Below are 24,470 nucleotides of genomic sequence, written 5' to 3' on the forward strand. Positions count from 1 at the left end.
GGATCAACCGCGCAGCATCTCGGCGACGAGGAATGCCAACTCGATGGACTGCTGAGTGTTCAGTCGCGGATCGCACGCGGTCTCGTACCGTCCGTGCAGGTCGACGTCGGAGATGTCCTGTGCTCCGCCGAGGCATTCGGTGACGTCTTCGCCGGTCAGTTCGATGTGGATCCCGCCCGGGTGACTGCCGAGGGCACGGTGCACTTCGAAGAAACCTTGGACCTCGTCGACGATCCGGTCGAAATGGCGGGTCTTGTACCCGGTCGACGACTCGTGGGTGTTGCCGTGCATCGGGTCGCACTGCCAGATGACCTTGTGACCGGTGGCTTCGACAGCCTCGATGATGCCGGGCAGCAGGTCGCGGACCTTCGAGTGCCCCATCCGCGAGATCAAGGTGAGGCGACCGGGCTTGTTGTGGGGGTCGAGGCGTTCGACGTACTCCGCGGCCATCTCGGGGGTGGTGCTGGGCCCGACCTTCAGACCGATCGGGTTGGAAAGCAACTCAGCGAAAGCGATGTGGGCACCGTCGAGTTGCCGGGTCCGGTCGCCGATCCACAGGAAGTGGGCCGACAGGTCGTACAGGCGGGGCTCGTCTCCGGTGGTGTCGAGGCGCAGCATCGCGCGCTCGTAGTCGAGTACGAGCGCTTCGTGACTCGCGTAGATGGTGGCGGCGCGCAGGTTCGGGTCGATGACCCCGCAGGCGTCCATGAACCGCAGGCCACGATCGATCTCGGAGGCCAGTGCCTCGTAGCGGGCTCCGGCCGGCGACGACGCGACGAACTCGCGATTCCAGTCGTGGACGCGATGCAGGTCTGCTTCGCCACCGGAGGTGACTGCACGTACCAGGTTCATCGCGGCGCTTGCGTTGGCGTACGCCCGGACCAAACGGGACGGGTCGTGCCCGCGGACAGCCGCGTCGGCGACGATGGAGTTCACCATGTCGCCGCGGTACGACGGCAACCCGAGGGCGTCGGTGTCGGACGAGCGCGGCTTGGCGTACTGCCCGGCAATACGCGCGACCTTGACGACCGGGGTCGACGCACCGTAGGTCAGGACGACAGCCATCTGCAGCAGTGTGCGGATGTTGCCCTTGATGTGCGGTTCGGTGTTGTCCATGAACGTCTCGGCGCAGTCACCGCCCTGCAGCAGGAAGGCCTCACCCCTCGCGACGGCCGCGAGTTGATTCTGCAGTTCCTCTACCTCGCGGGGCACGGTGATCGGCGGGACGCTCTCGAGGACGGTCCGCATTGCCGCGGCCTGGTCTTCAGGCCATGTCGGCTGCTGCAGCGCAGGCTTGGACAACGCGATATCGAGCTTTTCGCGCAGTTCCGACGGCAGCGGCGGAAGTTCGGGCAAGCGGTCGATCGGTACGTCGACGGTCCAGTTCACTCCACCAGGATATGGCCCCGACCGCAGCCGGTCACACAGACCCGGCTCATCGCGTCCGGCGGGCCACCTCGATTGCGTCGAACTTCGCGAGATTGTGACGCGCATCCGTCAGCGCATCGTGGTTGTCGTCGGGCACCGGCGGGAGCACCGGGGACCCGTGTTGTTCCCAATGCTGCCGCAGCTCACGGGTGAAACGGGGCAGTACATCGGGCAGCTCCGGCATCGACCCCCACAGCTGGACCAGCGCCACATGGTCGTATGCACCGATCCACGCCCACAACTCGGGCCGAATACCCACACGGGGCACGAGGAATTTCAGGAGGTCGTCTCGGATGCGGCTCCGCGACTTCCAGGCAGGGTGGTTCTGGGGCGGCAACTTGGGTAGAACATTGCGACGAACCCACGGGCCTGCACGCTCCGGGTCGAACTCGGTGGACACCGCGTAGAACTCGCGCCCGTCCTCGCAGACCACACCTATCGATACGAGTTCGATGGTGCGTCCATCCTCGATGAACTCGCAGTCGTAGAAGTAGCGCACGTCGTCACATTATGCCCGCGACGCCGTGCGTCACCCCGCCTGGGTGTCGGGCATGCGGTCGGCCTCGGGTGTGACGGCAGGGTCGGTCGGTGTCGCCGTAGCCTTCGGAGGCACGTCCTTCAACGAGGCGGCATAAACGTCGACGTACTCCTGACCGGACAGCTGCATGAGGGAGTACATCACTTCGTCGGTGACAGTGCGCTCGACGAAACGGTTTCCGCCCATTCCCTCGAACCGGGAGAAGTCGATCGGCTCACCGACCCGGACAGTGATCTTGGCCGGCTTCCACATCTTGGAGCCGATCGGGTTCATCTTGTCGGTACCGATCATCGCGACGGGAATAACAGGTACTCCTGTCTCGAGTGCGAGACGCGCCAGTCCGGTCTTGCCCTTGTAGAGACGTCCGTCCGGCGAACGAGTGCCTTCCGGATAGATACCGAGTAGCTTGCCCTGCGCGAGAACCCGGGCGCCGGCGTTGAGTGCGTCCTGCGCGGCATCCGCACCCGTCCTGTCGATCGGAACCTGGCCGACGGAGGAGAAGAACCAGCGCTGGAATCGTCCCTTGAGCCCCGTTCCGGTGAAGTACTCGCTCTTGGCAAGGAAGGTGATACGTCGTTTCGCCAGTAAAGGCAGATAGAACGAGTCGAGCACGGCGCGATGGTTGCTGGCGAGAATGGCGGGACCACCCGTCGGGATGTTCTCGCCGCCTTCGAACTTGGGCCTGCCCATAAGCCAAAGCAGTGGGCCCAGCAGGACGTACTTGAACAGCCAGTACCACATGGCAAACCTTCCCGGGATCGTCGACGCGGGCTCACCAAGCCCGCCGGTCGACTCTACGTCGATTCGAGGGTCACACGCACACCGCGGACGTGCCCGGCTCCACGCGAATGCGCAGTAAGTGACGAGAATCTCAGAGCAGCGAGGTTTCGTGACCGTCCGCCATGGCTCGGCGCGCGAGGTCAGCAGCACCGATCAATCCTGCGGCGTCCCCGAGTTGCGCGGCGCGAACCCGGGCGAGAGGTCGGTGTCCGGCCCCGGTAGACGCCGCCGCGTAGTGCTCTCGCGCGTCGTCGAGGAACAGCGACGCCGACCCCGACACTCCCCCGCCGACAACGATGAGTTCCGGGTCGTACACATCGGCGACGATCGACAACCCCACCCCCAGCCAGCGGGCGAACTCGGCCATGGCGGCCAGTGCGAGGGGGTCACCGTCCTGCGCAGCACCGGCGATCCGGCGACCGGTCAGCGACCCCGGATCCGCGGTCGTTCCGGCCACCAGTTGCGAACGCCCCGGATCTGCGGCGAGCATCTCGACTGCGATGTCGACCAGAGCGGTGCCGCTGCAGTAGCGCTCCCAACACCCTCGTTTACCGCAGGGGCAGGGCCTGCCACCCGGCACCACCTGCAGGTGGCCGAGTTCGGGAGCCACCCCGTGAGCGCCTCGGAAGATCCGACCGTCCAGCATCAACGCGGCGCCGATACCGGTGCCCAGCGCTACCAGCACCGCGATGCGACTGCCCGCGGCGGCACCGAACCTGTACTCGGCCCAGCCCGCCGCATTCCCGTCGTGTTCGAGGATCACCGGGAGACCGAAGCGTGCTGTGAGCCGCTCTGCGATCGGGGCATCGACCCACGGGAGGTGTGGGGCGAATCGTACGGTGCGGCAGTCCGCGCTGAGGAACCCGGCGACTGCCAGCCCTACGGCCGAGACGTCGTTGCGGTCGGCGAGTAGCCGCACGACCCTGTGCAGAGCGTCCTCGAGCACCGGCACCGAACCCGGTGTCGGTGCCCGAGCAGAGTCGATCACCGCACCGGACGCATCGACCACGGCGGCACGGATGCTTGTGCCGCCCACGTCGATACCGACCGTGTGCCGTTCGGGTTGCGCCATATCGCCAGTGTCCGCTGTCAGGGACGGATAGTGACGGAGATGGGTACGAAACCACCTCGATCGGGTGGCTCCGGAGTCGGTGTACCGTCCGGACCGCTGCCGGGCTCCGTCGGTGGAGGGGGCAGGAAACGCGCTACCAGTTCGCGGATGATCGCGATCAGCGCAGCGAGTTGCGATGCCAGCTTGGCGATCAACTCGTGGTTCTCACCCCGGACGAGAGCTGCGACCGCGCAAAGCGGGCACCAAGTACAACCTCCTGAAGAAGGTGCGGGTGCACTCACCTCGGCCGCATCGGTGTTCGTCGCCGCGTCCGTCTGCGACGCACCGTCTTGCGCAGTCACTTGCTCGACCAGCGCCTCGACACGGTCGAGGACGGTATCGGCGAGGATCCTCAGGTCGCTCAGGACGTCGTCGTGATCCGAACTCACTTCGGCCACACCGCCGGATCAGGGACGAATCGCAGCAGCAGATCGGTCCCGTCGAATTCTGCCTCGGAGACGGTGCACCGACGCAGACCGGATGCCAGACGCAGCCGGCGACGAATTCCGTCGGCACCCACGACGAGGTCGTCGGCCACCCGGCCGAGGGTGAGTGACGAAGGGTCGGCGACCGGGAGGTGCATTCGCATCGTGTACACCGCGTCCACCCCTGTTCCCGTGTCGTGACCGATCCGGACCGGTTCGACGTCGCTCCCCAGCCGCGACGGATCCCGGTCGTGGCGGTGGTGCTGTGTCATCTCGCCGAGCGCCCGCAAGCCTATCGGTTCGTCGCTCCGTCGCTCGTACACGACGACCGGAGTCTCGGTGACCAGCGCACGAATCTCGTCCACGACGGCGGACTGCGCCGCACGCACAGCTGCGACCCACTCGGCGGCGGGCCCGTCGTCGCCGAGGTCAGGCACGAGCCCGTTGACGATCACGGCGTCGAGCCGCAAGGTGGCCATCGCAGTCCAGGAACGAAGCCGACGCAATTCGGCGAACCCTGCGCGGTCGGGAGTCGTCACAAGTGTCGCGCCTGTTCGGGTGCGATCGTCGAGCAGGTCGCGTAGTGCGCCGAGTCCTCCCAGAATCCTGTCGTAGAGGGCCACGACCAGCATCAATCGGGGGTCGGATCCGGTCGCGGCGGCAATCCTACTGTGTTGCGGCCAGATTCGATCCATGTAGTCGGCGAACGTGCGGGGCGATGCGATCAAGCGGAATGCGTCGGCAGATGCGGGTGCATCGACGATCACAGTGCGCCATCGTCCGTCAGCGGCCAGGCGGGCCACTTCGGTGAGCGCGAGAAGCTCCTGCGCTGCGGGCAATCCGATGAGTTCTTCGGGGGCCGGTAGATCGAACTGTCCGGCGTGTTCGTGTCCCCCCGTGAAGGATGCGAGTCGATGCAGGGTCGCGTAGCGCTGCTCCAGCAACCCGAGTGAATCGATTTCGAGGATGTCGAGACCGTCGGTCACGGACGTGAGACCGGACCCCGCATCGACCGCGAGAACATCGGCCAGCGAGTGCGCCTGATCTATGGAGACGAGGAGCACGGAGCCGTCGGTGCGCGCATCGGTCAGAGCCGTTGCTGCTGCGAGAGTGGTCTTACCCGCTCCTCCTTTACCGAGGAACAGCCGTACGCGGGCGGGTGCCGTCCCGCTCTCGGCGCTCAGCCTTCCACCTGCTTCTTCAGTTCTTTCAGTGCGGTATCCGTGATCACCTTCTCGGCCTTTCTCTTGAACAGGCCGATCATCGGGATGGTCAGGTCGACGGTGAGTTCGTAGTCGACCACTGTGCCCCCGCCGGGGGCATCCCCGAGGACGTAGCTCCCCGATTGAGCCTTCTGGATCTCGCCGCTCTCGAGCTTCCAGCTGACTGCGCGGCCGTCCGGCGCCCAGCGGTATCGCAGGACATAGGTGTCCTTGACGATCCCGGCGTCGAGGACGAACCGGACGGTTTCCGCGCGACCGTCAGGCCTCCGCTCGAGGACCTCGACGGTCTTGGCCGACTCCACCCAGGTGGGGTAGGCGTCGAAGTCCGCGATCACAGCCATCACCTGATCTGCCGGTGCATCGATGGTGATCGACCTCTTGGTCTTCTCGGCCATTCGACGAAGACTCCTTCTCAGTCCGTCCCGTGTACTGAAGGTGCGCGGCCGCCTCCATGTTCGGAGGAGCCGATACCGACGCCGTTGTCTACCACATACCGTATCGACACGGTATCGGTCCGCTCAGGACCGGTCGCCGGGAGCCTCCCCGGCGGGGCGTCCCGCTTCGAGTCGAGCCTTGACCTCGAAGGTCATCTTCTTCCCCGCGACCCTGCGTTCCCGGTTCATGGCCGGCAGGTCGAGTTCGGTCACCCGTTCGGGGGCGATGCCGGTCGGTTCGCAGTGCAGGAAGTAGTGGATGATCGCACCGTCGAGTGAGGGCTCGAGCCACACTTCCATCGTCCCGGTCAGCGAACCCGACACGGCCCATCGGATTCCCTGCTCGGCGCGGTCCTCGCGGACGGTCAACGCGAGGTCCGGCCACCACACCCGCCAGCGGTCCGGCGCTGCGATCTCCGCAGCGATGTGGACGGGGTCCGCCGCGATGAAGCTCTGATCCGACACCTGAATGCTGCTCACGCGGACAGCTTCACATACACGGCACCCGGTCGGTTCGTCACCCCGCGGTTCGGTGCGTGATTCCCGGTCGTTGCGACGCTCCGCTCAGCAGCTCCCGCAGCTTGGCACCGAGAACATCCCAGCGCCACTGGGTCGACACCCACCGCCGACCGGCAGCTCCCATCGCCGCTGCCCGGTCGGGGTCGGCAAGGACACCGGTTATCGCGGTCGCGACAGCGGACACCGAGGTGCCGTCGACGACGAATCCGGTCTCCCCGTCCCGGACCGTCTCGGGAGCACCGCCGGACCTCCCCGCAACCACCGGGACACCTGTGGCGGAAGCTTCGAGGTAGACGATCCCGAGACCTTCCACATCGAGTCCGGCACCGCGGGTGCGACACGGCATCGCGAACACGTCCGCGATCGTGTGATGTGCTGCAAGCTCTGCGGCGGGCACACCGCCGGTGATGACGACGTGGTCCTCGACGCCGTTCTTACGCGCCAGCTCACGCAGCGTGTTCTCGTACGGGCCTCCGCCGACGATCACAAGCACGGCGCCGTCGATGCGACGTCGGATTTCGGGCAGTGCCCGAATCAGAACGTCCTGACCTTTCCGCGGCACCAGCCTCGACAGGCACAGCACCGTCGGTCTGTCCCCGAGTCCGTACCGGTCGCGGAGTTCGGCACGCGCTGCGGGGTCCGGCCGGAACACCTCGGTGTCGACGCCCGACGGCAGGTGTTCGAGGCCGGCCTTGGGACCGAACGCCGCCGCAAACCGGCCTCGGGTGTACCGGCTGACGAAAGTAACGGTGTCGGTCTCGTTGCCGATCCGACGCAGCGCCTGCCGGCCGCCGGGCACCATCGACCAACCCACTTCGTGACCGTGTGTGCTCGCCACGATCCGTTCGGCGCCGGAGCGCCGTAGCACGGGAGCCAGCAATGCCAGCGGCGCGGCGGCGCCGAACCACACCGTGTCGCACCCTGTGTCGGCGAGCAGACGAGAAGCGCGACGCGCGACCGCGGGAGTCGGCAGCATCAGGGTGGTCGGATGCCGCACGACCTCGAACGGCTGGTCCGCGTCGTAGCGGAGGTGACTGTCTCCGCGCCAACGCGGTGCATACACGACGATCTCGTCGGCGGGCAGTTGCGCCGCGAACAACCGCAGATACGACTGGATGCCTCCAGGCCGGGGCGGAAAGTCGTTGGTCACCAGCAGCGTTCGCGACATGTCTATACCGTAGGGCGTGGAGCCTGCGCCTGCTGGACGGGGGCCGGGTCGACGGGAGAGCGTGTCAGAGTCGGTCCGAGAGCCACTCGCCCCACCGGCCGACGACCTCGTCCACACTCGCTCCCACAGTGGCGGCGAAGTCGTGGCTCAGGTCGTCGCCTGCGGGGCCGTCGGCGAGTGCACGGTACAGGGCGGTCAGCTGATCTCGGCCGTACTCTTCGGCGACGAATGTCGCGAGACTCCACGCAGTCTCGTAGGCGGTGCGGGATCGGTCCGGATCAGCGAAGTCGTCGTCCGTGGGGATCTGTGACGGTGCGCCATGGAGATCGACATCCTCGGCGAGGTTCGGGGCGATACGGCGGAGATCTGCGCCGGTCACGGACGCCCCGTCGTCGGACCGGTAGCCGATGTAGTCGGCGTATCCCTCGAGGATCCACAGCGGTGATCCGTCCACAGTTCGCGGCCGCGCCGCGATGTGCGTCAACTCATGCCGGAGCACCGCGCGCAGGCCCTGTCGGGAGAGCCGACTACCTGCAGCCGGGCTGAAGACGATGCGTTGCCCGGTTGCCCTGTCGTGCTGGGTGTCGACAGCATCGGAGATCGCGACCGCTGCGATCTCGTCACCGTTGTGTGCAGTGCCCACCAGGTCGGTGAACTCATCACGACTCGAGGTAACCCATATCAGCGATCGTTTCGGCCAGTCGGCCCCCCATACCTTCGAGACCGCGTCCACAGCGGAGGGCAGTTCGTCCGCGATGTCAGCGGCGAGGTCGGCCGTGTCGGGGTGAGCGAGGATCATCGACCTGCCACCGGCCGTCGCGGTCGTCGTCACGTCGAGAGGTCCGTGATCCCACGGGCCTCTCCACGTCGTGGACACCGAATCGGGAAGCGGCCGGTCGGATGCGATCTTCCATCCGTCGTCGCGAGAGACCACCAGCAGTGTGACGGGCTTACGAGTCGGCGCCTCGTCGACGCCGTCGATCTCGTAGCGCAGCAATGCCGTGAGCGTCCGTACGGGGTCGTCTCCGAACCGGTTGCTCACCTCGCCGGGAACTTCAACTGTCGGCTCGGCACCCAGTTCGTATCCGAACTCGGCCAAGGGCACACCGCGAAGCGCCCGGGCGCGGCTGATCTCTGCCTCGAGCAATTCGGGACCAGCACCAGTGTCGACGATCCCGGCGAGTGCTGCGCGGTCGCCGGTACGTACTGCTTCCGCCCAGGAATCGAGAAGCGCTTGCAACTCCACCCGGACGCCGTACTCGGATTGCTCATGTGACTCGAGGTCGACGAACAGCACTCCGACGGTCACGGCAGCGACCGCGAGGGCGGCGAGCCCGATTCGCTCCCACGGCAGTCGACGACGGATTCGGGGCAGGGTCTCCGGCGCGGGCACGGCGGCAAGTGTATGCGGCGTCTCCCGCCACGCTCTGTGCCGACCGTCGGTGGATCCTCTGTGCCGACCGTCGGTGGATCCTCCGGAGTCGGTCAGTAGCGCCGCGCGCTGTGGAACGGGAAGCTGTCCATCGACTGCACCTTCACCGGCACCCCGAACGTGGAGGCATGCACGATGTTTCCGTCTCCCGCATAAATGCCTACGTGGGAGGCGTCGTTGTAGAAGATGATGACGTCGCCGGGCTGGAGGTTCTCGCGCGAGACCGGGGTTCCGCCCTGAGCTTGAGCTTGACTGGATCGCGGCACGGTCTTTCCGACCTGCTGGTACGCCCAGACCACGAGTCCGGAGCAGTCGAACTGGTCGGGTCCGGTGGCTCCCCACACGTACGGGTCGCCGATGCGGGTGAGTGCGGATCGAAGCGCTCCAGCGCCGTTGCCGGGAATGAGGTGCTGCATGATGCGGTCGGCGTCGAGACCGGGCGGGAACGGGGTTCCTGCGAGGATCGACTTCTCCTCGTCGCTCAGGTTGTCGAAGGCCTCGAGAACTGCGGCGATCTGTACCTCGAGTTCGGTTTCCTGGCGCTGGAGGTCGTCACGCAGCGTCTGTGCCTGTTCGGCCGCAACACGCGCAGCTTCGGCCGATTTCTGGGAGACCGACGCGGCGGCCACTGCGGCGTCGGTGGCCCGGCGGAATCCTTCGATCTCGCGATCGGTCTGCGCGCCGAGCACGTCGAGCATCACCATCTGGTCGAGCAACTGCTGAGGCGAGTCGCTGACCATCACGGCGAAGAGACGATTGGTACGCGAACCTCGATAGTTGGCCTGGGCGAGCTTGTCGACAGTGGGCTTGAAGCGGGCGACTTCGGCCTGAGCTGCTGCGAGTGCGTCGTGATCGGCGGCGGCACGAGCATCGAGGTCGCGCTGCTCCGCGAGCCGGGCATCCAATTCGACCCCTGCGTGGTGCAGCGCTTCGGTGGCCTGCTCGGACCGACGTGACAGGTCGGCGAGATGCTCGAGTTTGGCGGTGGGACTGTCACCGATGGGGTCGGCCACTGCAGGCGCGGAGGTCAGAGCAAGGAGGAGAAGTACCCATGCGGCGAGGGCAGTGCGAACGGCCCGTCTGACGGGAACGGAGAACACGACGCTTGTCTTCCTTTCGCAAAGATCTCGATCAGGTTACGGAACCGTATAGCTTCGTGTCTACCCGCGGGTAGCGCATTGCAATTCGTTATTCGCGGTGCCCGTCACAGAGGCCGCACCCGTCGATGAAGTGAGGGTGGACCGGTAGCCACCGATCCACCCTCACAAGGCACTGCTCGTCGATCAGAAACGGCGAGCACCGTCCACAGGCATCGAGTCCAGCGGAGCGACCTTCACCGGCTGGCTCGAGGTCGAGGCGTGCACGATGTTGCCGTTGCCGATGTAGATACCGGTGTGACTGCCGCCGTAGAAGGAGACGACGTCGCCGGGCTGCAACGCGCCGACCGACACAGCTTGACCGGCAGTGGCCTGCTGGTAGCTCGTACGCGGGACGCTGAGCCCCACCTGCTGGTACGCCCATTGCACAAGTCCCGAGCAGTCGAACGCGTTCGGGCCGGTGGCGCCGTAGACGTACGGAGAGCCGACCTTGCTGAGCGCGGCGTCGGCTGCCCGCTGACCGACCGAACTGAACGGCGCGGTGAAGGGTGCGGCGGGGGCGGCTTCGGGAGCAGGCGGAATGAGGTTGGTGACCTCCGGCGGCAGGGTCACTCCTGCGGGAAGTTCGAAAGTGCCGACACCGGGAATGGTGACGGGCTCTGCCATCGCCGGACCGGCGGTGACGGTGATTGCACCGAGCGCGAGGGCGCCGGCGACGAGGGCGCGACGCACTGCACGCTTGTTGTTCTGCGAGACCACGAGGGGTTGTTCTCCAATTCTTCCGTTCACCCGCCGACCGAGTTAGCTGACGGATTCGGGCCGGAAGATCAGCCCTACCCCTCGCCGCGAGTGCGACGGAGGGGATTCACCCCAGTAACACGTGTGGGTCCCCGGCTCGGACGCTCGTGCTCGAGCGGCCGATTAGGCGGTTACCTAGCGGCTCCGGCCCTCGGGAGTGGGCCGGACGAACTATTCCGCTTGGTCTCAGGAAGGTTACGAAACTGCATCACCGAGGCCAACCCGAACTCGCCGAGAATGCGAATTAAGTCCGGTTCGAGCGGTTTGGGACATAGATTGGGCCGCTTTGATAACAACGCGATAACGGCACTGAGGGTCACTATCCTCAGGCGCCGGTCCGATCCGGACGGCCCACGCGAGCAGTCTGCACACCGCCGTAACTCATCCCAGCTCAGAGCGCCGGCCCAACCTCCCCGCAGTCCCCGAAGCGACCACGCGAACGCAGTGCGGCAGCGACCTCCCGACGCGAAGGCAGCACCCCGCCGACGCCGGTCCGATCCACCCTCCCGAGAGACATGTGATCCTCGTCTCATCGGTGCCGGAATGTCGGGTTTCCGCGGGTGTCGGAGGCGGTTTCTACCCTCATGCGCATGACGTCGTCCCCTACCGCCTCCGACACCGCCCACGGTGTCCAACTCAGTTTCGACGAACTCGACACTCCCCTACGCGACACCACCTTCGTAGTGGTCGATCTCGAGACCACCGGTGGACGCTCCGGCGACGACGCCATCACCGAGATCGGCGCAGTGAAGGTGCGCAGTGGTGAGGTCCTCGGCGAGTTCGCGACCCTGGTCGACCCAGGCCGGTCGATCCCTCCCGAGATCGTCCGCCTCACCGGTATCACCACCGCGATGGTCTATCAGGCGCCGCGCATCGAGGAAGTGCTTCCCGCGTTCCTCGAATTCGCCGCCGGTTCGGTCCTCGTAGCGCACAACGCCGGATTCGACACCGGTTTCCTCCGTGCCGCGGCCGCCCAGTGCGATGTGCCCTGGCCACGGTTCCCCGTCGTCTGCACCGTCAAACTGGCCCGGCGGGTCCTCGGGCGCGACGAGGCACCCTCGGTGAAACTCTCCGCACTCGCCGAACTGTTCCGCGTCTCGACCCGGCCCACACACCGCGCACTGGACGACGCACGCGCAACCGTCGACGTCCTTCACGCCCTCATCGAGCGCGTCGGCAACCAGGGGGTCCACAGCCTCACCGAACTACGCGACTACATCCCCGCCATCACGGCGGAACAGCGTGCCAAACGCACCCTCGCCGCGCATCTGCCACACCGCCCTGGCGTGTACCTGTTCCGTGGCCCCTCGGACGAGGCACTCTATATCGGCACGGCCGTGGATCTACGTCGTCGTGTCCGCAGCTATTTCACGGGTTCGGAAACCCGACCGCGTCTACGCGAGATGGTCGCACTGACGACTCGCATCGACCACGTCGAATGTGCGCACGGCCTAGAGGCCGGGGTCCGCGAACTCCGGCTCATCGCCGCCCACACGCCCCCCTACAATCGACGTTCCAAATACCCCACCCGTGGGTGGTGGATCACACTCACCGACGAACCGTTTCCACGCCTGGCGATCTCGCGGACGCCCTCGCCCGACGCGCTCGGCCCGTTCTCCGTCCGGAACGGTGCCGCCGATGTGGCGGCGACCCTTGCCGAATTCAGTGGACTGCGCACATGCACCCGCCGGATCGGCCGATCCGCGCGGCACGGCGACCGCTGCCGGCCCGACGCCGTAGGCGCCTGCTCGGCAGCCTCCTTCGGGCCGCAGAGTCCCGAGGAGTACTCCGCTCAGGTTCTGCGGGCACGTGCTCTCCTGCGTGGCGATGACGCCTCTTCGATCGCGCAAGCTCACGAACGCATCGACGAGTTGGCAGGCAAGGAACTGTTCGAGAACGCGGCACGGCTACGCGACCGCACCGCCGACGCGATCCGTGCGCTACGACGCACGCAGCGCCTCGCGGCACTCGCAGCCATCGACGAACTGATCGCTGCCCGCCCGCGCGCCGAAGGCGGCTGGGATTTCGCAGTGGTGCGCTCCGGCCGGCTCGCGTCGGCGGGCGTCGCGGAACGCGGCGTACGACCCATGCCGGTCGTCGAAGCGATCGCAGCCGGTGCGGAAACGGTACTGCCCGGTCCGGGTCCGCTGCGCGGTGCGGCCGCGGAAGAGTTGGGCCTGGTCGCGCGGTGGCTGGATTCCGACGGGGTGCGCATCGTGCGGACCTCCCACGGATGGTCCGAACCCGTCGAGGGTGCGGGTCGGTGGAGCGAATGGGCCGAGCTGGCACGAGAGGCGTCCGGGGCAGTCCCGGAACCGACGGGGCACCGCATAGGCTGATCGTCACCGGAAGAAGACCTGCGTCACCGGAGTACAGACAAGGAGTCCCCATGATCAACGCCATCGTTCTGATCGACGCCGACGCCCACCGCATACCGGAGACCGCTCGGGCGGTAGCCGACCTCGCCGGAGTCGACACGGTGTACTCGTGCGCCGGGGACGTCGATCTCGTAGCGATCGTGCGTGTCCGCGACCACGAGCAGATCGCCGAGGTGGTCACGCGGGGCATCAACAAGGTCGATGGCGTGAGCAGGACGGTCACACACATCGCGTTCCAGTCCTATTCGAGCGCCGACATCGAGGCCGGCTTCTCCATCGGGAACTGACCGTCCGCGAGCAGCGACGGATCGAGCGGTGCCCGCGGTCAGCACGCGGGCACCACCGTCATACCGAGGTCGCCGCGGTCAGCGCTCCCCCTCGACCCCGAGCCGAGTGGTCACGGCAGCCCATTTCTCGAGCACCTGCGCAGCCGCACCGCTGTCGATCGAGGTCGCAGCCACCTCGAATCCTGCTGCGAGCGCATCCTCGAGTCCACCGTCCAGGCCCCTGAACGCAGCGATCGCGCCCGCGGCGTTGAGAAGCACCGCATCGCGCACGGGTCCGGTCTCACCGGCAAGGCAGGCCCGAGCGATCACCGCATTCTCGGCGGCGTCGCCGCCCCGGAGCGCTTCGAGCGGGACCCGCGAGATCCCGAGCCGCGTCGGATCGAGCGTCTGGGTCTCGACGGCACCGTCGCGCACAATGTGCACGGTCGACGTCGTCGACGTCGTCAACTCGTCGAGACCGTCGTCGCCGCGAACGACCAGCGCCGAATTGCCCCGCTGTGCAAGCACGCCCGCGATGGTCGGAGCCAGCGACTCGAAGGCGCAGCCGATCAGACCAGCGCGGGGACGCGCAGGGTTGGTGAGCGGGCCCAGTACGTTGAACACGGTCGGGATGCCGATCTGCTTGCGTGGTGCAGCCGCGAACCGCAGCGCCGGGTGGTACACCGGCGCGAAGCAGAATCCGATGCCCGCTTCGTCGAGCGAGCGCGCAACCTGTTCCGGACCCAGATCGATATGGACCCCGAGTGCCTCGAGTACGTCGGCGCCACCGCTCTTGGACGAGGCGGCGCGGTTGCCGTGCTTGACCACCCGGACGCCCGCTCCTGCCACCACGAGCGCTGACATCGTCGAGATGTTCACTGTGTTGGCGCGGTCGCCGCCCGTTCCCACGATGTCAACCGTGTCGTCGTCCACCGGCACCAGGTTGGCGTAACCGAGCATCGTGTCGGCGAGCGCCCGTAATTCGTCGGACGTCTCGCCCTTCATCTTGAGTGCGACACCGAACGCCGCGATCTGTGCGGGGGTCGCGTTGTCGGAGAAGATCTCGTCCATGGCCCAGACGGCCTCGGGTCGCGTCAGATCACGACCTGCGGTCAGAGATCCGAGTACTGCGGGCCAGCTGGCAACCACCTCGTCCGCCGCCTGCCTCGCGTTCATCGCACCCACCCTTCACCACATCCGACTCGCTACCGGAGCACTGTTGTGCCCTCCGCTCGGAGAGCTTATTGACGTCCTCCCGGCCGTGAACAACCGGGATTCCTACCGCGGCGCTTCCCGCGCGATCGAAGGCTGCGTCATTCGGGCTGACGCGATCGAAGGCTGCGTCATTCGGGCTGAAGAGCGTCCCATCCGCGGGCATCGCCACCGAGCCGTTGCGCCAGCGAGGCCATCCGCGACTTCTCTTGAGCGCAATGCATCGCGTCGAGGAGCTGAACCCGCTGCAGGATCAGGGAGACTCGGGTCACTCCGTCCTCGAAAGGTACCGCGGAGGGCGGCGCAGCGGCGACGTAGCCGTCCTGGCCGGCCAGTGCGAGTGCCTCCTCGACGGCCGTCGCGGGCAGTTCCAGATGATGCCGCAGCACTGCGTCGTCGGATTCGGCCCAACGCGGCGCGTCCTGCGCGCCACGATCCAGTGCGGTGGAGCAGGCCTCCGAGTCGTCGAACGACTCGACGACGACCGCGAGATCCGGTCGGGTGATATCGAGACGCTCGGGGACACGGCGCGCAAGGAGTCGTCGAATTCTTCCCAGCACACCCGGTTGTTCACTCATGCCGCCACCTTCACATCCGTCACCCCTGCAACCCATCCGGGCCCGGATCTCGGCATTTCTCCCCCCGAGAGCAGCAAAGACGCGCCGATTTCGGCCCCGATTGCCCAACACGTACTACGACGGGTCATACTAGCCAGCGTGACGAGCGCAGTAGGGACTTCAGGATCTGCAATCACACAGCGCGTGCACTCGTTGAACCGGCCCAACCTGGTCAGCGTCGGCACCATCGTGTGGTTGTCCAGTGAGCTCATGTTTTTCGCAGGGCTCTTCGCCATGTATTTCGTGGCGCGGGCACAGGCTCCGGAGGGCATGTGGCCTCCGCCGCCCACCCATTTGAACCTGTGGCTGGCAGTGCCGATCACGGCGGTGCTGATCGCATCGTCCTTCACCTGCCAGCTCGGTGTGTTCGCAGCAGAGCGCGGCGACGTATTCGGCCTCCGCCGGTGGTACATCATCACTCTCGGCATGGGCACGTTCTTCGTACTCGGCCAGGGCTACGAATACATCACCCTGGTCCAGCACGGCACCACCATTGCTGGCAGCGTGTACGGCTCGGTGTTCTACATGACCACCGGCTTCCACGGCCTGCACGTGATCGGTGGACTCATCGCATTCGTGTTCCTGCTGTTCCGCACCAAGGTCAGCAAGTTCACCCCCGCGCAGGCCACCGCAGCCATCGTCGTGTCCTACTACTGGCACTTCGTCGACATCGTGTGGATCGCGCTGTTTGCCACGATCTATTTCATCCGTTAGCCAGCTGAACGCTTAGGCAGCCCCCTGACGTCCAGTCAGTCCCGACTTACATATAAGGGATACAGATGAGTTCATCCCCACCTCTCGCACCCGAGGGTGACGACATGCCCGGTCGATCCTCGGCAGCTTCGGCTGCCACGTCCCGCCGTCAGCGCAAGCTCAGGCGCCGCGTCACCGGCGCCCTGGTACTCGCACTCGGCCTCCTCAGCGCAGGCTTCCTTGCTTCTGCGCTGACACCCGACCCACAGGTGGCCACTGCTCAGGACGACCAGAGCGCATTGATCCGCGAGGGCCAGCAGCTCTACGAGACCTCCTGCGTGACCTGCCACGGTGTCAACCTGCAGGGCATCGAGGATCGCGGCCCCACGCTGATCGGCGTTGGCGAGGCAGCGGTCTACTTCCAGGTGTCGTCCGGCCGTATGCCTGCCGCTCGCAACGAGGCCCAGGCAAAGCGCAAGGACCCGAAGTTCGATGCCGGCCAGATCGATGCTCTCGGTGCCTACATCCAGGCCAACGGTGGTGGCCCGACGGTGATCCGCGACGAGAACGGGGAAATCGCCCAGTCCTCCCTGCGCGGCAACGACATCGGACGCGGTAGCGAACTGTTCCGCCAGAACTGCGCTTCGTGCCACAACTTCACCGGTCGCGGTGGAGCCCTCTCGTCCGGCAAGTTCGCCCCCAACCTCGATCCTGCCAACGAGCAGCAGATCTATACTGCGATGCTCACCGGGCCGCAGAACATGCCGAAGTTCTCCGATCGCCAGCTGACGGTCGAGGAGAAGCAAGACATCATCGCGTACATCAAGTCCGCCAGCGAGACTCAGAATCCGGGCGGATACGGCCTCGGAGGCTTCGGGCCAGGCGCTGAAGGTCCCACGATGTTCGCCGTTGGCATCGTCGCGGTCGTCGGTGCCGCACTGTGGATCGGAGCAAGGTCATGAGTAGCGGCGACACGCCGAACAAGCATTCGATCGAGAATCTCGATCAGATGAGCCGCGACGATCTCGTCGAACTCGGCACGAACCTCGACGGTGTCGATGTCGTGTTTCGCAAGGACCGGTGGCCCGTCGAGGGCACCCGCGCCGAGAAGCGCGCAGAGCGCAACGTGGCCGCATGGTTCATCCTCGCAGGCATCGCCGGTCTTGCCTTCATCGGCGTCTACCTGTTCTGGCCGTGGGAATACCAGAGCATCGACGACCCGCAGTACGGCTGGTACAACCTCTACACCCCGCTGCTCGGCCTGACCCTCGGTCTGTCGATCCTCGGAGTCGGTGTCGGCGCGGTCCAGTTCACCAAGAAGTTCATCCCCGAAGAGGTGTCGATCCAGGATCGTCACGACGGCCCGTCCGCCGAGGTCGATCGCAAGACGATCGTCGCCGAGCTGACCGATTCGCTCGAGACGTCGACGTTCACCCGCCGGAAGCTCGTCAAGCGGACCGCGATCTTCGGTGGCGGCGCGCTGGGAGTCGGGCTGATCATGCCGCTCGGCGGACTGATCAAGAATCCGTGGGCCGAGGGCGACGACTCGTCGCTCTGGGTGTCCGGCTGGACTCCCCGCTACCAGGGCGAAACAATCTACCTGCGCCGCGACACCGGCCGGCCGCAGGACATCGTCCTGGTGCGGCCCGAGGACCTCGATGCGGGCGGCATGGAGACGGTCTTCCCGTTCCGTGAGGCCGACCGCGGCGATGACCACGCGCTGCTCGACGGTCTTCGCGGGATCCGCAACGCCGTGATGCTCATCCGTCTGCGGACGGATGACGCGGAGCGTGCAATCAAGCGCAAGGGCCAGGAGAGCTTCAACTACGGCGACTACTTCGCCTTCTCGAAGATCTGCACCCACCTCGGATGCCCGACCTCGCTGTACGAGCAGCAGACCAACCGGATTCTGTGCCCGTGCCACCAGTCGCAGTTCGATGCACTCGAGTACGGCAAGCCGATCTTCGGTCCCGCTGCTCGCGCTCTTCCGCAGCTTCCTATTACAGTGAATGAAGAGGGCTTCCTCGTCGCCAACGGCGACTTCATCGAAGCTCTCGGCCCGGCATTTTGGGAGCGTCGCCCGTGAGTACTGCAACTCAATCACACGCTGCAAAAGCAGGCGAGAACCTCGACTCGCGGTATCATCTTTCTGCCGGCATCCGCCGCCAGATCAACAAGGTGTTTCCCACCCACTGGTCGTTCCTGCTCGGCGAAGTCGCTCTGTACAGCTTCATCATCCTGTTGATCTCAGGTGTTTTCCTGACGCTGTTCTTCGACCCGTCACTGGCCCACGTCACCTACGACGGTGTCTACACACCGCTCCGCGGTGTCGGCATGTCCCGCGCATACGAGACGACACTGAATCTCTCGTTCGAGGTCCGCGGCGGACTGTTCGTCCGGCAGATCCACCACTGGGCAGCGCTGATGTTCGCGGCGTCGATCATCGTCCACCTGCTTCGCATCTTCTTCACCGGCGCGTTCCGCCGCCCGCGTGAGGCGAACTGGGTCATCGGCTCGCTCCTGCTGATCCTTGCGATGTTCGAGGGCTTCTTCGGATACTCGCTGCCCGACGACCTGCTCTCCGGTACCGGTCTTCGCGCCGCATTCTCCGGCATCACGCTGTCGGTTCCGATCGTCGGCACCTGGCTGCACTGGATGATCTTCGGCGGAGACTTCCCCGGCGAGCTGATCATCCCGCGCTTCTACGTGCTGCACGTGCTCCTCATCCCGGGCATCATCCTGGCGCTGATCGCCGCACACCTTGCGTTGGTCTGGTACCAGAAGCACACGCAGTTCCCCGGCCCCGGCCGAACCGAACAGAACGTGGTGGGTGTGCGCATCCTCCCCGTGTTCGCGGTCAAGTCCGGCGCGTTCTTCGCGATGACCTTCGCGGTGCTGGCGCTGATGTCCGGCCTGCTGCAGATCAACCCCGTCTGGAATATCGGCCCGTACAACCCGTCTCAGGTCTCCGCTGGTTCCCAGCCCGACTTCTACATGATGTGGACGGACGGTCTCGCTCGTATCTGGCCGGCATGGGAGCTGTACCTGTTCGACCGGTACACGATCCCCCAGCCGTTCTGGATCGCACTGCTCATGGGTCTCGTCTTCACGATCCTCATCGTCTACCCGTGGATCGAGAAGAAGTTCTCGAAGGACGACGCGCACCACAACCTGCTGCAGCGTCCGCGTGACGTGCCGGTGCGCACCGGCCTCGGTGCGATGGCTCTCGCCTTCTACACCGTCGCCACGATCATGTGCATCAACGACATCATCGCGTACAAGTTCGATATCTCCATCAACGCCACCACGTGGATGGGCCGGATCGGGCTGGTGATCCTGCCTCCGCTCGCGTACTACATCGCCTACCGGTTCTGCCTGGGTCTGCAGCGCAGCGACCGTCAGGTGCTCGAGCACGGCATCGAGACGGGTATCGTCCGTCGCCTCCCGCACGGTGAGTACATCGAGATCCACCAGCCGCTCGGCCCGGTGGACGACCATGGCCACCCGATTCCGCTCGAATACCAGGGCGCTACGGTGCCCAAGCGGATGAACCGCCTCGGAAGTGCCGGTAAGCCCGGTGCTGGCAGCTGGTGGAGCGCAGATCCGGCCGACGAGTCGGCTGCACTCGAAGCTGCTCATCATGAGAGCGAGGCAGAGCTGCGTACTATCCTGAAGGAATACCAGGACCGTATCCACAGCGAGGCCGATGGCAGTGGATCCAAGGCGCTGTCCGACAAGGACGGCGACGGCGACGTGCACTGACACTTCACCTGCTCTACCCCCCCCAGAGGGCCCCGAACCGGATCGGTTCGGGGCCCTCTGGCTTGTCTGCCGGACCTGCCACATCGATTCCGCGTGCGCCGCTACAGTGACTTCAGTCGACCGCGCCAAGTGGGAGACTTGCTTTCGACGGCGGGTGGAGGACGCGTTCTGACCCGCATTGCCCGATAACGCGACCGCTCGGGGTCGCGCCCCTGGCGCTTCCCACGAGCGCGTGTCTGCGATCAGTGTTCTCCTGGTTCGAGGTTCTCCTGGTTCGAGCGATTCCGAACAGACAGACTGGGACATGTGCTTCCCCCTCCGCGATCACAAGAGAGCAATCGGCCAGGCCCCGGGGTGGCACGCGAGCGCCTGCTCGCCTCGGAAGATGCCCGGGTCGTCGGCGGCCCGCCGCATCGCGTCCGTGCCGTACCTGCGACCTGGCTCAGTTTGCGCGTGTAGGCCGTAGTCCAACTGTTTGAGGACATCCCCGCAGCTCTCTCGGACCGCGGGAGCTGACCGCGCGCCCTGTCCTGTCGCTCATACACGGACGGCAGCGAGTCGATATGCGCCAGACCCTCGTTGCCGTCGACACTCGTCGCACGCTTCCGGTGCCCTTGCCGTTGTCGGCGATCGCAGGACGAATCGGACGAGGATTCGTCCCGCACTTGCGGCGTCGTGGGCGAACACGAACGACGGCGGGCGCCGCACCCATCGTGGGTGCGGCGCCCGCCGTTGTCAGCTCAGGAAGAGATCAGTGCTTCTCGGGGCCCAGGTGGTACTCGAACACCAGGCCTGCGGACGCTCCGATGACCAGCACGACCGCGACCACGATCAGCCAGCCCTGGAAGAACGCCAGGGAGATCGCAGCGAACGCAGCGGCAGCGGCCAGCAGGATCGGCCAGTAGCTACCGGCGCTGAAGAAGCCCAGGTCGCCTGCACCGTCGCTGATCTCCGCATCCTCGAAGTCCTCGGGACGCGTGTCGAGACGACGAGCGACGAATCGGAAGTAGGTTCCGATGATGAGCGTCAGCCCTGCGGACAGCACGAGCGCGGTGAGACCTGCCCACTCGATGCCCTTGTCCGACAACCCAGTGAAGGTGCCGTACACGATGGCGACGAGCACGAAGAACACCGTGACGAGTTCGAAGATCTTGGCTTCGAGATTCATTTCAGCACTTGTCCTTGTCGATGAGAGGTGTCACTCGCCCGCAGCAACGCTCGCCGAGCGGTCCGTGCGGTCGGTCTTGAACGGGTGGGTCGTGATCGCGACAGGCGACTCTCCGATTGCTTCGAGCGCCTGGGCGTTGGTCAGACCTTCGCCACCATCCTCGACCGGCTTACGCAACTCGATGTAGTCCGCGAACTTCTCCGGGGACACCGCGCGCACCTCGAAGTTCATCATCGCGTGGTAGGTGCCACACATCTCGGCGCAGCGACCGACGAATGCACCCTCTCGTTCGATCTCGGAGATCTGGAACACCGGGTCGGAGTTGTTGTTCAGCGGATTGGGGTTCACATCGCGCTTGAACAGGAACTCGGGAACCCAGAACGCATGGATGACATCGGAGGAGGCGAGGTTGAACTCGATCCGGTTGCCGGTCGGGAGCACCAGAACAGGGATTTCCTCGGTGGTGCCGACAGTCTCGATCTTGTCGTAGTTCAGGTACGACAGATCCGTGACGCCCGCGCCGTGGATGGGGCCCGGTTCCGCGTCGTGGCCGGCCTCGGCCGGATCGAACGGCTCGGATGCCGTGGCTTCTTCGGCTTCGTAATCCGTGCCGTCGTAGACGGAGCCACCCATGTCGACCGTGCGGTACCCGAATTTCCAGTTCCACTGGAACCCGGTGACGTCGACAACGACGTTGGGATTCTCTTCCTTCTCGAGCACGTAGTTCTGGACCACGACCGTGAAGTAGAAGAGGACACAGACCGCCACGAAGGGCGCTGCGGTGTAGAGCAGTTCGAGCGGGACGTTGTAGGCCGTCTGCCGCGGGAACTCCGGCGAGTTCTTCTTCTTCCGATGGAAGAAGATCGTCCAGAACATCAGGGCCCACATGAGAATGCCCATGACGAGGGCGGCGAGAACCGACCACGTCCACAACTCGCGCATACGCTCGGCCTGGGGAGTAACACCCTCCGGCCAGCCGAAACGAAGAACTTCTTCGCTCGAGCACCCCGTCAACACCAAGGCTGCAATGCCGAGTGATGCTGCGAGCCCGAACCGCCGAAGGATCCGACCTTGCGCCACGTTCACGCCTTCCTGATCGCCGCAATTCCGTTAGGGCACACCCGAAGGGCAGACCCAATTACTACGCAGCGTAGACCAAAGGCGACCGCAATCCATCCTCGGGGCACGAAGATCGTGTCGCGTCGGATGGGCAGGCCGGATGCAGTCGCGGGTGACGACGTGTTTTGCGCGATCCCGATGATGAACCCGACCGGCGATCTGCGGCATACTCCACAGTGACCAACGTCGGATCCCGATTCAGAGTTCCCGCGTCCATGCGTGAAGTGAACGTCATGGGATCGACCCCATCCCGATTGGAATCGAGGTACCGAACTCCGTGTGCGGATTGCTCGGGTTTCTGACCAACGACGGCACCAGCGATGACGCCGTCTCGCGCGTAGGCGACGCACTGCACTGCCTGCGTCACCGCGGACCGGACGAACACGGCACCTGGCACGACGCCGACCTCGTCCTCGGCTTCAATCGGCTGTCGATCATCGACATCGCCCATTCACACCAGCCACTGCGGTGGGGCCCCCCGGAGCAGCCCGATCGGTACGCGCTGACTTTCAACGGCGAGATCTACAACTACCTCGAGCTGCGCAAGGAACTGTCCGAGGAGCACGGTGCGAAGTTCGCAACCGAGGGTGACAGCGAAACGATCGTCGCGGCATACCACTATTGGGGCGCCGACGCGGTACGCCGCCTGCGGGGCATGTTCGGGTTCGCGATCTGGGATACCGAGACCCGCGAACTTTTCCTCGCACGCGACCCGTTCGGCATCAAACCTCTCTTCCTTGCAACGGGCCCGGCAGGCACCGCGTTCGGCAGTGAGAAGAAGAGCCTGCTCGAACTCGCCGACATCATCGGTATCGACACCGAACTCGACGAGCGCGCGATCGAGCACTACACGGTGTTGCAGTACGTGCCGGAACCCGAGACCCTGCACCGCCGCATCACGCGTCTCGAATCCGGCTCGTACGCCCGCGTGCGACCGGGTTCCGAGCCGCAGACGACCCGCTACTTCTCCCCGACCTTCCCGGTACGCCCGTTCGCGGTCGGACGCGAGAAGGACCGCTATCGCGAGATAGCCGAAGTCCTCGAAGACTCGGTCGCCAAGCACATGCGCGCTGACGTGACGGTCGGCTCGTTCCTCTCCGGCGGAATCGACTCGACGGCCATCGCAGCCCTGGCCAAGCGACACAACCCGAACCTGATCACGTTCACCGCGGGTTTCGAGCGCGAGGGATACTCCGAGGTGGACGTCGCGGCGGAATCCGCGGAGGCCATCGGGGCCCGGCACATCGTTCGTGTCGTCTCTCCCGCCGAGTTCGCCGCGGCGATCCCCGAGATCGTCTGGTACCTGGACGACCCCGTCGCGGACCCCGCCCTGGTGCCCTTGTGGTTCATCGCGCGGGAAGCCCGCAAGCACGTGAAGGTGGTGCTCTCGGGCGAGGGCGCCGACGAGCTGTTCGGCGGCTACACCATCTACCGCGAGCCGCTGTCTCTGAAGCCGTTCGAGTATTTGCCATCGCCGCTGCGTCGCGCCGCGGGGAAACTGTCCGACCGTATCCCCGAGGGGACTCGCGGCAAGAGCCTGCTCAACCGGGGTTCGATGACCCTCGAGGAGCGGTACTACGGCAATGCACGCAGCTTCAACGACGCGCAGCTGCGCTCGGTTCTGCGTGAGTTCCGTCCGGAGTGGACGCACCAGGACGTGACTGCTCCGATCTACGCCCAGTCTGCCGGGTGGGACCCGGTCGCGCGGATGCAGCACCTGGATCTGTTCACCTGGCTGCGCGGCGACATCCTCGTCAAGGCCGACAAGATGACGATGGCGAACTCGCTGGAATTGCGGGTTCCGTTCCTCGACTCCGAGGTGTTCCGGGTCGCGTCTCAGGTGCCGCTCGATCAGAAGATCACAACGGGGCGAGCGAAGCGACGCGGGATTTCAGAGCACACGACGAAGTACGCGCTACGACAAGCTCTCGAAGGCATCGTCCCGCCGCACGTGCTTCATCGGGCCAAGCTCGGCTTCCCGGTTCCGATGCGCCACTGGCTCGCAGGCACGGAGCTGTTCGACTGGGCTCACGAGGTGATCACCGAATCCCAGACCGAGCACATCCTGGACAAGGCCGCGATCACCAAGATGCTGCACGCGCATCGCGAAGGCCCCATCGATCACAGTCGGCGGTTGTGGACGCTGCTGGTCTTCATGATCTGGCACGGAATCTTCGTGGAGAAGCGGATCGTGCCGCAGATCCAGGAACCGACCTATCCGGTCGAACTCTAGGCCCCACGGACGTCCCCGACGCCGATGGCGTCCCTCCGCGTGGAGGGACGCCATCGTGTTCATCGGTTC

At 65.6% G+C, this 24,470-nt stretch carries 23 protein-coding genes and 1 riboswitch; of the genes, 7 read left to right on the plus strand and 16 right to left on the minus strand.

The window, feature by feature from the left end; all coding sequences use genetic code 11:
* Window positions 1-3: 3 nt before the first annotated feature.
* The 12 genes from ACSYG9_RS25360 to ACSYG9_RS25415 all read right to left on the minus strand — a co-directional run bounded on the left by ACSYG9_RS25360 (window position 4) and on the right by ACSYG9_RS25415 (window position 10,914).
* A complete protein-coding gene (locus ACSYG9_RS25360) occupies window positions 4-1,389 on the minus strand; it encodes a class II 3-deoxy-7-phosphoheptulonate synthase (RefSeq protein ID WP_440125051.1) in 1,386 nt (461 codons plus the stop codon).
* 46 nt (window positions 1,390-1,435) lie between these two features.
* A complete protein-coding gene (locus ACSYG9_RS25365) occupies window positions 1,436-1,927 on the minus strand; it encodes a polyadenylate-specific 3'-exoribonuclease AS (RefSeq protein ID WP_169686390.1) in 492 nt (163 codons plus the stop codon).
* A gap of 30 nt (window positions 1,928-1,957) precedes the next feature.
* Window positions 1,958-2,707 (minus strand): lysophospholipid acyltransferase family protein, encoded by a 750-nt coding sequence (locus ACSYG9_RS25370; protein WP_454840395.1) that lies wholly within the window; start codon window positions 2,705-2,707, stop codon window positions 1,958-1,960.
* A 130-nt stretch (window positions 2,708-2,837) separates the two neighbouring features.
* Window positions 2,838-3,818 carry an ROK family protein gene (locus ACSYG9_RS25375; RefSeq protein ID WP_440125054.1) on the minus strand — a complete coding sequence of 327 codons (981 nt, stop codon included), beginning with the start codon at window positions 3,816-3,818 and terminating at the stop codon, window positions 2,838-2,840.
* A gap of 17 nt (window positions 3,819-3,835) precedes the next feature.
* Entirely contained in the window at window positions 3,836-4,246 is a 411-nt protein-coding gene (locus ACSYG9_RS25380; RefSeq protein ID WP_440125055.1) for a hypothetical protein, read from the minus strand.
* Complete coding sequence (locus tag ACSYG9_RS25385; RefSeq protein ID WP_440127809.1) at window positions 4,243-5,466, minus strand: ArsA-related P-loop ATPase; 1,224 nt, start codon at window positions 5,464-5,466, stop codon at window positions 4,243-4,245. Before ACSYG9_RS25385 ends, ACSYG9_RS25380 begins: the two co-directional genes overlap by 4 nt.
* On the minus strand, window positions 5,463-5,900 hold the full coding sequence (locus ACSYG9_RS25390; RefSeq protein ID WP_169686382.1) for an SRPBCC family protein: 438 nt from the start codon (window positions 5,898-5,900) through the stop codon (window positions 5,463-5,465). Before ACSYG9_RS25390 ends, ACSYG9_RS25385 begins: the two co-directional genes overlap by 4 nt.
* Window positions 5,901-6,023: 123 nt before the next feature.
* The gene (locus ACSYG9_RS25395; protein ID WP_440125056.1) at window positions 6,024-6,419 is read right to left on the minus strand and encodes a polyketide cyclase / dehydrase and lipid transport; all 396 of its coding nucleotides are present in this window, start codon (window positions 6,417-6,419) and stop codon (window positions 6,024-6,026) included.
* A 37-nt stretch (window positions 6,420-6,456) separates the two neighbouring features.
* Entirely contained in the window at window positions 6,457-7,626 is a 1,170-nt protein-coding gene (locus tag ACSYG9_RS25400) for a glycosyltransferase family 4 protein (RefSeq protein WP_454840398.1), read from the minus strand.
* Window positions 7,627-7,690: 64 nt separating this feature from the next.
* Window positions 7,691-9,019 (minus strand): hypothetical protein, encoded by a 1,329-nt coding sequence (locus ACSYG9_RS25405; protein WP_454840399.1) that lies wholly within the window; start codon window positions 9,017-9,019, stop codon window positions 7,691-7,693.
* Between the two features lie 92 nt (window positions 9,020-9,111).
* Window positions 9,112-10,158, minus strand: a complete 1,047-nt coding sequence (locus ACSYG9_RS25410) for a C40 family peptidase (protein ID WP_454840400.1) — start codon at window positions 10,156-10,158, stop codon at window positions 9,112-9,114.
* A gap of 183 nt (window positions 10,159-10,341) precedes the next feature.
* On the minus strand, window positions 10,342-10,914 hold the full coding sequence (locus ACSYG9_RS25415; RefSeq protein WP_169686372.1) for an NlpC/P60 family protein: 573 nt from the start codon (window positions 10,912-10,914) through the stop codon (window positions 10,342-10,344).
* A 15-nt stretch (window positions 10,915-10,929) separates the two neighbouring features.
* A riboswitch (cyclic di-AMP (ydaO/yuaA leader) is annotated at window positions 10,930-11,093 on the minus strand.
* Between the two features lie 450 nt (window positions 11,094-11,543).
* Here ACSYG9_RS25415 and ACSYG9_RS25420 point away from each other — a divergent pair.
* Complete coding sequence (locus ACSYG9_RS25420) at window positions 11,544-13,292, plus strand: DEDD exonuclease domain-containing protein (RefSeq protein WP_454840403.1); 1,749 nt, start codon at window positions 11,544-11,546, stop codon at window positions 13,290-13,292.
* 50 nt (window positions 13,293-13,342) lie between these two features.
* Window positions 13,343-13,618 (plus strand): Lrp/AsnC ligand binding domain-containing protein, encoded by a 276-nt coding sequence (locus tag ACSYG9_RS25425; RefSeq protein WP_440125061.1) that lies wholly within the window; start codon window positions 13,343-13,345, stop codon window positions 13,616-13,618.
* Window positions 13,619-13,696: 78 nt separating this feature from the next.
* On the opposite strand, the gene trpD is transcribed toward ACSYG9_RS25425, so the two are convergent.
* Window positions 13,697-14,773, minus strand: coding sequence for an anthranilate phosphoribosyltransferase (gene trpD, locus ACSYG9_RS25430; RefSeq protein WP_440125062.1), 1,077 nt, complete (start codon window positions 14,771-14,773; stop codon window positions 13,697-13,699).
* A 167-nt stretch (window positions 14,774-14,940) separates the two neighbouring features.
* Window positions 14,941-15,387, minus strand: coding sequence for a hypothetical protein (locus ACSYG9_RS25435; RefSeq protein ID WP_454840405.1), 447 nt, complete (start codon window positions 15,385-15,387; stop codon window positions 14,941-14,943).
* A gap of 138 nt (window positions 15,388-15,525) precedes the next feature.
* On the opposite strand from ACSYG9_RS25435, the gene ctaE reads away from it, so the two are divergent.
* From ctaE to qcrB, 4 genes are all read left to right on the plus strand, one after another.
* Entirely contained in the window at window positions 15,526-16,140 is a 615-nt protein-coding gene (gene ctaE, locus ACSYG9_RS25440; RefSeq protein ID WP_169686362.1) for an aa3-type cytochrome oxidase subunit III, read from the plus strand.
* A 104-nt stretch (window positions 16,141-16,244) separates the two neighbouring features.
* A complete protein-coding gene (gene qcrC, locus ACSYG9_RS25445) occupies window positions 16,245-17,081 on the plus strand; it encodes a cytochrome bc1 complex diheme cytochrome c subunit (RefSeq protein WP_440127810.1) in 837 nt (278 codons plus the stop codon).
* Complete coding sequence (qcrA, locus tag ACSYG9_RS25450; RefSeq protein ID WP_440125064.1) at window positions 17,078-18,205, plus strand: cytochrome bc1 complex Rieske iron-sulfur subunit; 1,128 nt, start codon at window positions 17,078-17,080, stop codon at window positions 18,203-18,205. Before qcrC ends, qcrA begins: the two co-directional genes overlap by 4 nt.
* The gene (gene qcrB, locus ACSYG9_RS25455; protein WP_440125065.1) at window positions 18,202-19,881 is read left to right on the plus strand and encodes a cytochrome bc1 complex cytochrome b subunit; all 1,680 of its coding nucleotides are present in this window, start codon (window positions 18,202-18,204) and stop codon (window positions 19,879-19,881) included. Before qcrA ends, qcrB begins: the two co-directional genes overlap by 4 nt.
* 751 nt (window positions 19,882-20,632) lie before the next feature.
* On the opposite strand, the gene ACSYG9_RS25460 is transcribed toward qcrB, so the two are convergent.
* Window positions 20,633-21,049 carry a cytochrome c oxidase subunit 4 gene (locus tag ACSYG9_RS25460; RefSeq protein ID WP_169686355.1) on the minus strand — a complete coding sequence of 139 codons (417 nt, stop codon included), beginning with the start codon at window positions 21,047-21,049 and terminating at the stop codon, window positions 20,633-20,635.
* Window positions 21,050-21,079: 30 nt separating this feature from the next.
* Window positions 21,080-22,135, minus strand: a complete 1,056-nt coding sequence (ctaC, locus tag ACSYG9_RS25465; RefSeq protein WP_440125067.1) for an aa3-type cytochrome oxidase subunit II — start codon at window positions 22,133-22,135, stop codon at window positions 21,080-21,082.
* A 310-nt stretch (window positions 22,136-22,445) separates the two neighbouring features.
* Here ctaC and asnB point away from each other — a divergent pair, with 310 nt between their 5' ends.
* Window positions 22,446-24,401 carry an asparagine synthase (glutamine-hydrolyzing) gene (asnB, locus tag ACSYG9_RS25470; protein ID WP_440125068.1) on the plus strand — a complete coding sequence of 652 codons (1,956 nt, stop codon included), beginning with the start codon at window positions 22,446-22,448 and terminating at the stop codon, window positions 24,399-24,401.
* Window positions 24,402-24,470: the final 69 nt, after the last annotated feature.

This window comes from Rhodococcus sp. SJ-2 (assembly GCF_053750035.1).

Excerpts from the sequence above, each read along its gene's own strand:
- ACSYG9_RS25435 (WP_454840405.1), bottom strand. The coding sequence starts at position 15,387 with ATGAGTGAACAACCGGGTGTGCTGGGAAGAATTCGACGACTCCTTGCG.
- ACSYG9_RS25390 (WP_169686382.1), bottom strand. The coding sequence starts at position 5,900 with ATGGCCGAGAAGACCAAGAGGTCGATCACCATCGATGCACCGGCAGAT.
- ACSYG9_RS25460 (WP_169686355.1), bottom strand. The coding sequence starts at position 21,049 with ATGAATCTCGAAGCCAAGATCTTCGAACTCGTCACGGTGTTCTTCGTG.
- ACSYG9_RS25420 (WP_454840403.1), top strand. The coding sequence starts at position 11,544 with ATGACGTCGTCCCCTACCGCCTCCGACACCGCCCACGGTGTCCAACTC.
- ACSYG9_RS25370 (WP_454840395.1), bottom strand. The coding sequence starts at position 2,707 with ATGTGGTACTGGCTGTTCAAGTACGTCCTGCTGGGCCCACTGCTTTGG.
- qcrC (WP_440127810.1), top strand. The coding sequence starts at position 16,245 with ATGCCCGGTCGATCCTCGGCAGCTTCGGCTGCCACGTCCCGCCGTCAG.
- trpD (WP_440125062.1), bottom strand. The coding sequence starts at position 14,773 with ATGAACGCGAGGCAGGCGGCGGACGAGGTGGTTGCCAGCTGGCCCGCA.
- ACSYG9_RS25425 (WP_440125061.1), top strand. The coding sequence starts at position 13,343 with ATGATCAACGCCATCGTTCTGATCGACGCCGACGCCCACCGCATACCG.
- ACSYG9_RS25400 (WP_454840398.1), bottom strand. The coding sequence starts at position 7,626 with ATGTCGCGAACGCTGCTGGTGACCAACGACTTTCCGCCCCGGCCTGGA.
- qcrA (WP_440125064.1), top strand. The coding sequence starts at position 17,078 with ATGAGTAGCGGCGACACGCCGAACAAGCATTCGATCGAGAATCTCGAT.
- ACSYG9_RS25375 (WP_440125054.1), bottom strand. The coding sequence starts at position 3,818 with ATGGCGCAACCCGAACGGCACACGGTCGGTATCGACGTGGGCGGCACA.